The following is a 10101-nucleotide window of genomic DNA, read 5'->3' on the forward strand; positions in this document are numbered from 1 at the left end:
ATGTCTACTGATTCTTGGTTTTTGTATGAAAAATAATACAACTTGCCATCATGTTTCACATCTTCTAAATCTTTTTTCAAAATTAAAGACTTATTTTCTATTAATTCAATAATTAGTTCAGCAGTTCTTGGAGGCATTGGATTTGAATTTAATTGAATCATCTTTGAGTATTTTTGATTAAATTGATGTTGATCTTCAATACTTAAGCTATTCCATATCCAATTTAAATTCTCTTTCAAATGTTCAATCATACTTTGGAAAATGCCCATTTCTGTTGGACGCGCTAAATCATACTTCAAATCTGCAATATGATTTCCTGTACGTCTATGTACTAATTTTTTAAAATCAATGTCATATTCAGCACATTCTTTTAAAAATAAAGAAACTATAGTATCAAGCGGTGCATTGCCGAAATGATGTTTTTTAATGTCATTTAATTTGTCTTTAGTTAAGTACTTGAATGTCACGTCTATCATTGTACCTCTTACACTTGGTAAATGAGCAGAACGACTCGTCATAGTAATTGGTAATTTCGGATGATGAGCAGCAACATAACGGACAACATCTAAACTGGCAAGGCCTGTACCAATAATCGCAATATCGTCCAGTTCATTTACTTCGTCTAACGTATTATATGTTGGATAAGGCGTAGCGATATATCCTTTTTTACCCTTTAAGTTATATGGATCATGGTAGGCAAATGTACCACATGTTAAAAATACATAATCGTACGCTTGCCATGATTGTTCTGAATTTGTAGTACATATGTAATAAGTTAAATTCGTTTCATCGATATTAGAATTTGTATAAATCTCTTGAACTTTATTATAATTAGTTGATATATTTGGATATTTTTTCGTGAACATAGATAAATAAGATTTCATATAATGTCCGAATACAAATCTCGGTAAATATGCAGGTTCATCAAAATTAAAATCAGTTTGTTGTTTATACCACTTCCAAAATTCAGTCTCATCATCTAAATTTAAACTCATCTTTTTCGAAGGCATATTAATTAGCAGCTCAGAACTATCATTTTGAAATGGTACGCCCTGTCCCATATTTACTTTATCATCGTATAAATCTATATCTAATTGATTAAACTTCGGGTGCTTAACTAACTCTCTCAATACACTTACACCAGCAGTTCCCATGCCTATTATTGCTACACGCATATATCATCCATCCTTTTGTAATTCAAAATATTATATTTAAACTATTACCTATAATTATAGCAATTTGGTATTTCCAATAAAATTTATTAAGGTAAGCTATTATTTCACTTTCACAACCATTAAACCATTTAAAACTTTTCATTTAATATCAACCTTAGTGTTTGTGTTAAAATATTTTTAACGAGGTGAATTAAATTGAAATTTATAGCAAAGATATTAATCTCATTAGTAATTCTATTTATGATTTTTAGTCGTAAAAACAAAGCTTCTTAATCAATACCCTTGATTACAAAATAAATTCAACTAAGGTGATTGGCCATACACTCAAGATATGGCTAATCACCTTTTTCAATGCAAAACAAAGAGTATATTTTGCAAAATCAATATCTATAATTTATCTTTAATACCCTTTTAATACTAAAACCAAATTCAAATTACATAGTCATATCGTGTAATATACCAAAGGAACATAGACATTCATCTATATAGATGATAATCTATTTAACGTCTAGGAGGTATGTTATGACGTATAAAGAACTAGCAACATTTTTAAAAGTTTTATCAGATTCAAGCAGATTAGAAATACTAGATTTACTTTCTTGTGGAGAGTTATGCGCTTGTGATTTGTTAGCACATTTTCAATTCTCTCAACCCACACTTAGCTATCATTTGAAAGCATTAGTAAAAACCAACTTAGTTACGACACGAAAAATCGGAAATAAACATTTATACCAGCTTAATCATAATATTTTTGAGTCCGTAATTAATAACTTGTCTAAGGTTCATACCTCTAACCAACGATGTTTTTGTCATAACCTTAAGACTGGTGAATGCTAATGATGACAACTTTAGCGACACTCATTTTTCTAGTAACTTTATTATTTGTATTATGGCAACCTAAAGGCCTAGATATTGGCATTACCGCATTAACTGGTGCCTTTATTGCTGTTATTACTGGTGTTGTAAGTTTTTCCGATGTTTTCGAAGTAACAGGTATTGTTTGGAATGCTACTTTGACTTTTGTCTCAGTCATTCTTATTTCATTAATATTAGATAAAGTTGGATTATTCGAATGGTCAGCTATTCACATGCTTCATGCTTCAAAAGGAAATGGTTTAAAAATGTTCGTTTATATCATATTATTGGGTGCCATTGTTGCTGCATTTTTCGCAAATGATGGCGCAGCGTTAATCTTAACGCCTATTGTATTAGCGATGGTTAAAAATATAGGTTTTAGTAAGCGGGCCATATTCCCTTTTATTATTGCGAGTGGTTTTATAGCTGACACAACTTCTTTACCTTTGATCGTGAGCAATCTAGTGAATATTATATCTGCTGATTATTTTCATGTAGGATTCGTTCGATATTTTAGTAGAATGATTATACCTAATTTATTCTCGCTTTTAGCAAGTATTATAGTATTGTGGTTATATTTTAGAAAGGCGATACCTAAAACGTTTGATGATAATAATATAAAGCATCCTAAAGATGCCATTAATGATTTAAAGCTATTTAAAATTTCATGGATTGTTCTAGTTATATTACTTTTCGGCTATCTAATCAGTGAATTTACTAAAATTCCGGTATCAATTTTCACTGGAATCATTGCTTTTATTTTTCTAATGTTGGCTCGTAAATCAAATGCTGTAAATATTAAGCAAGTCATTAAGGGCGCACCTTGGAATATAGTATTATTTTCAATTGGTATGTATATCGTCGTATTCGGCTTAAGAAATGCTGGCATTACTTTAATATTGGCTAAAATATTAGAATATATTTCCAATTACGGTCTATTTAGCACCATTTTGGGAATGGGCTTCATTTCAGCGTTTTTATCATCAATAATGAATAATATGCCTACAGTTTTAATAGATGCGATTGCTATTGGTCAATCAAATGTCCATGGCATGTTAAAAGAAGGCCTAATTTATGCGAATGTTATCGGTTCTGATTTAGGTCCAAAAATTACACCGATAGGCTCTTTAGCTACATTACTGTGGTTACACGTCTTAACACAAAAAGATGTTAAGATTTCTTGGGGCACATACTTTAAAACTGGTATCATCATTACAATTCCAGTACTATTTATAACCCTCATAGGGTTGTATCTAACACTTATCATATTTTAAGAAATAAAAAGACGCTTTCTATTTATTGCGATAGAAAGCGTCTTTTTATACTTGAGCAAGTTATATCATAACTTAACTCTATCAAATTACTTATTCAAATGTTTACTGTCATCTTTATACACAAAGTATTTGAAGTATTTTCCTTCAGTCTTCATATTCTTATAAAAGTCAGCGATAATTGTTGCATTACTTTCTGCCCACTTAATATCAGTAGCATATTGATGTTCTCCTGGATTTTTTGGATTCCATCTCATACTATACAATGTATTTTGATCTGTGCTTGATAAGAAGTGCTTATGAATGAAATCAGCACCGCCTGAAATAGCTTTTTCAGGTGTATCCCAACCATGCTTTTTAGCATATTCTGCACCTGTTTTAATTGGGTCTTTATCAAGGGCTCCTACTCCATAGAAATTGTAGTATTTTTTGCCATCAATTTCGACTCCATTAGCTAATTCACTTTTAACTGCGCCAGTTTCTAATAATGCATGTGAAATTAAATAAACTTCGTTAACGTGCTTATCTTTAGCAGCTTTTAAGAAATCATCCGTATGTTTCAATAACGTTGGTCTATCTACTAACATACGTTTAATTCTATTTTTATCAATCCCTTGATACTTTGATAAATCTAAAAATTGATATTTTTGCTTTTCATTATCGATAAAAGTACCGCTATCCATTGCACTTTTAATTTCAGTTGCAGATGCATCTCTCCATGCATCATTCTTTTTATTTGATACCTGTTGACTCGTATAATTATTTATTTGTTTCTTTGCTGCATCGTTTAATGTAACATTTAACTTTTCAATCTTAATGTCGGATTTAACATGTTTGAAAAATATCTGATCGGATATCATTGAGAAAAATAAAAATGAGACAACAGCAAATATGACAACAAGTCCTATTATTCCAAAAATAGAACCTTTCTTGTGTTTATTCATATCCACACCTCTTAGGTCATTGTTGTTATACATTCAGTTTGACTACGATAATAAAGTTTAACATTATTAAAACCGTTTAACAATTTTATCTATGCATTGTTACATATTCATAAATAAACAGTAATGTAAATGAAACGTTTTAAACCATTTATCAACATTACTTTACGTTGATCTACGAATCATAAATGTTTTATCTTTTTGTATAACCTTTGAAAACCTTTATATCAATAATCTTATTATTCACGTATTAAAAAACAAAAAATTCTTTTGTTCGTTTACTTAGTTTCTTTTTTATAATCCATCATAATAAAACTTGCTGCATTTGATCTATTTTTATAATAGTACTGATTTAAATCAATCGTGCCTTCAATTTGACCATCACGATACATCATTTCATTAGTGAAGTTATTTATCATCACGAAATCAGCGCGATCTCTTATAACATCTAAATCGTCGTTTCGTGCAAAAAAATGTTCTAAATTTAAATGTGCGTAATCCATTGTTACCTCCCGATTACAAATTTTGTTCTATCTACTATTTAGCAAAGTAATAATACATCATATCACATTAAATTAATTACTTATGTCTTATATTTAACACTTAATTTAGCGATTACGCAAATGAATGATTTTTCTAAATATTTTATTCTAACTTTATCCGGAAATATTTGTTATACGTATAACTTGGAGAATGACTACTTGAAATTTAATGACGTATACAACAAACACCACAAAATCATACACCATCTTTTAAAAAAATATAATATTAGCTATAATTATGATGAGTATTATCAACTACTCTTGATAAAAATGTGGCAATTGAGTCAGATATATAAACCCTCAAGCAAGCAATCTTTATCCTCTTTTTTATTCACTCGATTAAATTATTACCTTATCGATTTATTCAGACAACAAAATCAATTAAAAGATGTCATTTTATGTGAGAATAATTCACCAACATTAACTGAACAACCAACATACTTTAATGAACATGACCTTCGTTTACAAGATATCTTCAAGCTTTTAAATCATAGAGAAAGACTATGGCTCAAACTATACCTTGAAGGATACAAGCAATTTGAAATTGCTGAAATCATGTCATTATCGCTTTCAACGATTAAATTAATTAAGATGTCCGTTAAGCGTAAATGCCAACATAATTTTAATTAGTTTATTGTGAAATTTCGGTCGATGTGTTAGTGATGTTGAAACACCCTAACATCTTCATATAAATTTATTTTAACCATTAAATTAACAACTTATTATACGAGGAGTACTATATTTGCAAGACAATTCTACTAAATATCTACTTTATATCCAAACTGCTACTTCAAACCATCTCGAAACAAATTGTGTCTTTTTACATTGCGATTACATTCTTAAAGTTCCAATTAACAAACTCGTTTCATATTATGCGAAATTGCATTTATCATCACAAAGTGTGCTAATTGAGACTGCAAAAAACATACTAAATATTAATAAACTGGTTCCTATTTACATCAACCCAAAAACTATACTTTTTCCGTTAAAACATAAACGTGCACCGATACAAATTTATATCAATGCACATTATATTGTTGGTATGACTGCCATAGAGAATTCAACATTAATACATTTTCAAGAAGGCATTCAGCTAGAAGTTGATGAGCCATTTTCTCTAGTTTCAAAAAAATGTCATGAAAGTTTAGCTTTGAAGCACTTCATTGAAAATACTATTTCGAATTAAATTTAATTTCTAAAAGTTTCTTAGTAAAGTATGATGTCACAATTTTTATAAAATATATGCTAACAATCATTAATAAAATCGCTCCAATAATTGTTAAAATAACAACAGTTGTTGATAAATCTACCTTAGGACTAACGAAAAATTGTACGCCAGATAGACTTGTAATTAGCCCAAATAAAAACAAGCCTAATAAAGCAACATAAGCAAACATCATCACTACTAATGTAACAAACATACTATAACTTTTTGTTTCTTTATTTCGAAATACATTTTGTCTTAAGTAAGCATTAGCAAAGGTAACAGGCTTATTTAAGTTAACGCTGTCATCATCAGATATAGAAGATAATCGTTGATCTAATGCTTGTTTCTCCTTCTTGTTCAAAAACCATAATTGCTTTTTAACTTTTTTATCAAATGATGCTTTATTCATAATTAAGGATTTCTCTCCTTTATAATATTGACGTAATTTTAAACATTAGCGTCAATTGAAAGTGTATTTTATATATTTTACAGAAATATATGTATCAAATCTACAAAAATCCATATTACAATTTCATTTATGGTGATTTGACGCTAAAATACAGTCTGCTAATTTTTCAAACTAATGCTTTTTAGGTAGGTACAATGATAAATTTTAATCGTATATATGTTTCATATATAATGAATCTATCCTTAAACATATTGCATTCAAAATAATTTTAAAAAATGAAAAGAAAGGATTTAGCATGCAAAAATTCAAAGACTTTTTTTACGATGATTTATCGGTTACACGAGGAAATTATTTTTTAACTTTAATGGCAGCATTTTTTATTACTATCATTTTATTTATCGGCATAGTTGTCAGTGAAGTACATTTACTTTATAGCATGCTAATTGTATTAGTAGGTTTAATTCTATTGAGGCTATTCAAAATCAATTTATTCTCTTTTAAAAAATTAACATTGTCTCAAGTTATTTATATTATAGGCGGTGCACTATTAATTTATGGGTTAGATAATCTTTATTTATATTTTCATGACGTACCGGCAAATGAACTACAATTAGAGCAAGAAATACGAAATACACCATTCTATATTTCTATTTTCACTGTTACCATCATCCCCGCTATTGTGGAAGAAATTGTTTTTCGCGGTATGATAATAAGGGTTATATTCAGAAAACACTTATTTTTAGGGTTACTTGTGTCTAGTTTAGTTTTTGCATCATTACACGAATCTGACACTTGGATTGGTTATTTACCTTACTTATATTCTGGTTTGATTTTTGGTCTAATTTATATAAAAACAAAACGATTAGAAGTGGTAATATTCATGCACTTCTTAAATAACTTGTTAGCTCTGCTCTTTATAATATGGGGATAATTTTGAGATAACCTTTCATATTATTTTCAAATTATCTATCTGATATTTATTTTATTGAACTTGAGTCACCACTTAAACTCAAAAATACGTGTCATCAAGTGCAAAATAATTTAGAACTAATACAAACATAAAAACTTTTGCTTTACGCTTAAAATCAAAAGTCACATACCTAGATATAAGTACAACTTGTATATTTTGTACTCTAATAGGTATGTGGCTTAAATAATATTTAATTCTTAAGTTGCATATAGTAATTGTTTTTATTCATTTTCTAAAATATGCGAGACTAATTTCCTTTTCTACTCCTGTTGAATCAATTTAGACTTTTTTATAACTCGAGCTTTTACTTAGCTGAATTTTGACTTCTTCTTCATTAATAACTATTATGGAAAAACCCCCATAAGCACAATGCCTATAAGTGTTTAAATATATTTATATATTATAGAATAGAAAGACCTGAAGATTGAATATCTTTCGCAAAGCCTTTAACTGTATCTACTGATAATTCGTTAATATCGCGACCTAAGTTTGTATTCACTTTTTTCACAACATCTGCAGGGCATGTAATAATATCTGCACCAATTTCATCAGCTTGAATCACATTGAATAATTCGCGGCAACTTGCCCATAATAATTTAACGCCGTCTTTACTATGCGTAACTTTTACAGCCTCTTTCATTAATGGTAATGGATCTACGCCTGTATCTGCAATACGTCCTGCAAATACTGAAACATATGTTGGCACACCTTCAGTTACTGCTTCAGTTATTTCTTTAACTTGTTCAATTGTGTAAACAGCCGTAACGTTTAATCTCACATTGTCAGCTGAAAGTTTTTTAATTAAAGGAATCGTTGATTCACCTTTTGTATTTACAATAGGAATTTTAACAAATACATTTTCGCCATATTGTTTTAAAATTGCTGCTTCTTTTTCCATAGTTTCTAAATCGTCTGCAAATACTTCAAATGAAATTGAAGCATCTGGAATTTCTTTCACAGCTTCTTCAGCAAAAGCTTTGTAATCTGTTACGCCCGCTTTCGCCATTAAACTAGGATTTGTTGTAAAACCATCCACTTGTTTGTTTTTATAAGCTGCTTTCATTTCTTCAATATCTGCACCGTCCGCAAATACTTCTACATTTAGTTTAGCCATATAATATTGCCTCCTTGATTCTTATTAAAATTTTAACAACATCTGCATGTCTTTTTCTTACAACCATTTGTAAAAAATGATTTTTATTTCTTTGTTATATAAAACATTTATATCACGCTTTTATAATATATAGCTAATTTTTTGCCTATATTTTTTAAAAATGACTTTAGCAAACATTGTGTCTACAAGTTAATAAAACTATTGTTTTATGATTGTTTATGATACGATATGTAAATGATAATCATCCAGGAGGTCTAGCATGTCTCGTTCAAAAAAATACTTTTACTTATCTAGCTTAATGATTATTTTAAGCTTTTTCTTTAATACAAATAACGTTTTCCTAAGTGGATTTTTTAATTCTTTTATTAAATTAATACTTTTCTGCAGTGTTATTAACTCAATTGTACTAATTTTGTCTATAATTTTTGCAGATCGTTCAATTAAATCACTAAAGCCTGATGCAGATTGGATTAGAATTGCGAGTAAAAGTTTGCCTTGGATTATTCTAATTGTTATTTTAGTACATATCTTTTCAATTGTTCGTACATTCGGTTTTATTTAAAAAAGATAAAATGTCAATGTAGCGTTAATACAAAACAATACAATGTATCATGCTATAATGAGTAAAACAATTTGATGACGTTGTTGCGTATAAAAAATATTAGATTTTCGAAATCATAACTATGCATCTAATCGCTATAGTTATACAACAAGATATAACATATAATGAGGTTTGATAATGCATCGACAATTTTTGTCGTCGTGTTGCCAAAACCTCTTTTTTAAATTCAAACTACTTCTTTTCGAGGTGAACCAAATGCAATATGTATATATTTTTATCGGTGGTGCTTTAGGCGCTTTATTACGTTACCTCATTTCTTTTCTGAATACTGACGGAGGTTTTCCAATCGGAACACTGATAGCCAATTTGACTGGTGCCTTTGTAATGGGATTGCTAACAGCCTTAACAATTGCATTTTTTTCAAACCATCCGACCCTAAAAAAAGCTATTACGACTGGTTTTCTTGGTGCTTTAACGACTTTTTCAACATTTCAATTAGAATTAATACATATGTTTGATCATCAACAATTTATAACTTTACTACTATATGCTGTAACAAGTTATGTCTTTGGTATTTTGTTATGTTACGTCGGTATAAAACTAGGTGGTGGTTTATCATGATATCAATCATTTTAGTCATGATTGGCGGCGGTTTTGGCGCAATTGCTAGAAGTGCCATTACTGATTATTTTAATCATAAATTTACTTCAAAGTTACCTATCGCAACATTGATAGTAAATCTAGTTGGTAGTTTTTTAATTGGATTAACTATAGGCCTATCAATTTCAATCTCATGGTTCCCTGCGTTCTTTGTCACCGGTTTTTTAGGTGGCTTAACAACTTTCTCAACGTTAGCCAAGGAACTTACATTAATGATGACACCAAAATTTGATATTAACCTTTTTCTCAATTATTCACTTTTACAATTCATCATTGGATTTATAGCTTGTTATATTGGCTATCATATTTAAAAATAAAATGCTTCATTCAGCAAATAGGTAAATTACGACACCTTCCTGAACGAAGCATTTTTTAATTTTCATGCAAATTTTTTA

13 protein-coding genes are annotated in these 10101 nt (G+C 29.2%); 8 read left to right on the top strand and 5 right to left on the bottom strand.

From position 1 onward, the window contains the following. The coding region (locus IDG60_RS18890; protein WP_206161057.1) for an FAD/NAD(P)-binding protein at positions 1-1175 on the bottom strand (1175 nt) is incomplete at its 3' end. A 522-nt stretch (positions 1176-1697) separates the two neighbouring features. Here IDG60_RS18890 and IDG60_RS18895 point away from each other — a divergent pair. Together IDG60_RS18895 and arsB are read left to right on the top strand one after the other, a co-directional pair. After that, positions 1698-2012, top strand: coding sequence for an ArsR/SmtB family transcription factor (locus IDG60_RS18895; RefSeq protein WP_000221177.1), 315 nt, complete (start codon positions 1698-1700; stop codon positions 2010-2012). Next, positions 2012-3304: an arsenite efflux transporter membrane subunit ArsB gene (gene arsB / locus IDG60_RS18900; protein WP_000989121.1), complete on the top strand. Its 1293-nt coding sequence runs from the start codon at positions 2012-2014 to the stop codon at positions 3302-3304. Before IDG60_RS18895 ends, arsB begins: the two co-directional genes overlap by 1 nt. An 86-nt stretch (positions 3305-3390) precedes the next feature. Here arsB and sagB read toward each other — a convergent pair whose 3' ends face one another. Continuing rightward, positions 3391-4245, bottom strand: a complete 855-nt coding sequence (sagB, locus tag IDG60_RS18905) for a peptidoglycan release complex glucosaminidase SagB (protein ID WP_001032833.1) — start codon at positions 4243-4245, stop codon at positions 3391-3393. Between the two features lie 275 nt (positions 4246-4520). Continuing rightward, the gene (locus tag IDG60_RS18910; RefSeq protein WP_000384171.1) at positions 4521-4745 is read right to left on the bottom strand and encodes a hypothetical protein; all 225 of its coding nucleotides are present in this window, start codon (positions 4743-4745) and stop codon (positions 4521-4523) included. A 198-nt stretch (positions 4746-4943) separates the two neighbouring features. Between IDG60_RS18910 and sigS the strand changes: the two genes are divergently transcribed. Both sigS and IDG60_RS18920 read left to right on the top strand, forming a co-directional pair. Next, positions 4944-5414 carry an RNA polymerase sigma factor SigS gene (sigS, locus tag IDG60_RS18915; protein ID WP_000671057.1) on the top strand — a complete coding sequence of 157 codons (471 nt, stop codon included), beginning with the start codon at positions 4944-4946 and terminating at the stop codon, positions 5412-5414. Between the two features lie 112 nt (positions 5415-5526). Further along, the gene (locus IDG60_RS18920; protein WP_001153742.1) at positions 5527-5970 is read left to right on the top strand and encodes a competence protein ComK; all 444 of its coding nucleotides are present in this window, start codon (positions 5527-5529) and stop codon (positions 5968-5970) included. On the opposite strand, the gene IDG60_RS18925 is transcribed toward IDG60_RS18920, so the two are convergent. Beyond that, positions 5957-6400: a hypothetical protein gene (locus IDG60_RS18925; protein ID WP_001030469.1), complete on the bottom strand. Its 444-nt coding sequence runs from the start codon at positions 6398-6400 to the stop codon at positions 5957-5959. The genes IDG60_RS18920 and IDG60_RS18925 overlap by 14 nt on opposite strands. A 295-nt stretch (positions 6401-6695) precedes the next feature. Between IDG60_RS18925 and sdpA the strand changes: the two genes are divergently transcribed. Further along, the gene (sdpA, locus tag IDG60_RS18930; protein ID WP_001168903.1) at positions 6696-7331 is read left to right on the top strand and encodes a CPBP family intramembrane glutamic endopeptidase SdpA; all 636 of its coding nucleotides are present in this window, start codon (positions 6696-6698) and stop codon (positions 7329-7331) included. A gap of 439 nt (positions 7332-7770) precedes the next feature. Here sdpA and IDG60_RS18935 read toward each other — a convergent pair whose 3' ends face one another. Further along, positions 7771-8484, bottom strand: coding sequence for a transaldolase (locus IDG60_RS18935; RefSeq protein ID WP_001096494.1), 714 nt, complete (start codon positions 8482-8484; stop codon positions 7771-7773). Positions 8485-8743: 259 nt separating this feature from the next. Here IDG60_RS18935 and IDG60_RS18940 point away from each other — a divergent pair, with 259 nt between their 5' ends. The 3 genes from IDG60_RS18940 to IDG60_RS18950 all read left to right on the top strand — a co-directional run bounded on the left by IDG60_RS18940 (position 8744) and on the right by IDG60_RS18950 (position 10017). Next, the gene (locus IDG60_RS18940; RefSeq protein WP_000091442.1) at positions 8744-9046 is read left to right on the top strand and encodes a hypothetical protein; all 303 of its coding nucleotides are present in this window, start codon (positions 8744-8746) and stop codon (positions 9044-9046) included. Between the two features lie 255 nt (positions 9047-9301). Continuing rightward, a complete protein-coding gene (gene crcB, locus IDG60_RS18945) occupies positions 9302-9667 on the top strand; it encodes a fluoride efflux transporter CrcB (protein WP_001200542.1) in 366 nt (121 codons plus the stop codon). After that, the gene (locus IDG60_RS18950) at positions 9664-10017 is read left to right on the top strand and encodes a fluoride efflux transporter FluC (RefSeq protein WP_000623470.1); all 354 of its coding nucleotides are present in this window, start codon (positions 9664-9666) and stop codon (positions 10015-10017) included. The genes crcB and IDG60_RS18950 overlap by 4 nt, the downstream gene beginning before the upstream one ends. Positions 10018-10101 lie beyond the last annotated feature (84 nt).

This window comes from Staphylococcus sp. EG-SA-2, from assembly GCF_017152085.1.

Coding starts and splice junctions, on each gene's coding strand:
- IDG60_RS18950 (WP_000623470.1), top strand. CDS start 9,664: ATGATATCAATCATTTTAGTCATGATTGGCGGCGGTTTTGGCGCAATT.
- IDG60_RS18910 (WP_000384171.1), bottom strand. CDS start 4,745: ATGGATTACGCACATTTAAATTTAGAACATTTTTTTGCACGAAACGAC.
- crcB (WP_001200542.1), top strand. CDS start 9,302: ATGCAATATGTATATATTTTTATCGGTGGTGCTTTAGGCGCTTTATTA.
- arsB (WP_000989121.1), top strand. CDS start 2,012: ATGATGACAACTTTAGCGACACTCATTTTTCTAGTAACTTTATTATTT.
- IDG60_RS18940 (WP_000091442.1), top strand. CDS start 8,744: ATGTCTCGTTCAAAAAAATACTTTTACTTATCTAGCTTAATGATTATT.
- IDG60_RS18925 (WP_001030469.1), bottom strand. CDS start 6,400: ATGAATAAAGCATCATTTGATAAAAAAGTTAAAAAGCAATTATGGTTT.
- IDG60_RS18935 (WP_001096494.1), bottom strand. CDS start 8,484: ATGGCTAAACTAAATGTAGAAGTATTTGCGGACGGTGCAGATATTGAA.
- IDG60_RS18895 (WP_000221177.1), top strand. CDS start 1,698: ATGACGTATAAAGAACTAGCAACATTTTTAAAAGTTTTATCAGATTCA.
- sagB (WP_001032833.1), bottom strand. CDS start 4,245: ATGAATAAACACAAGAAAGGTTCTATTTTTGGAATAATAGGACTTGTT.
- sdpA (WP_001168903.1), top strand. CDS start 6,696: ATGCAAAAATTCAAAGACTTTTTTTACGATGATTTATCGGTTACACGA.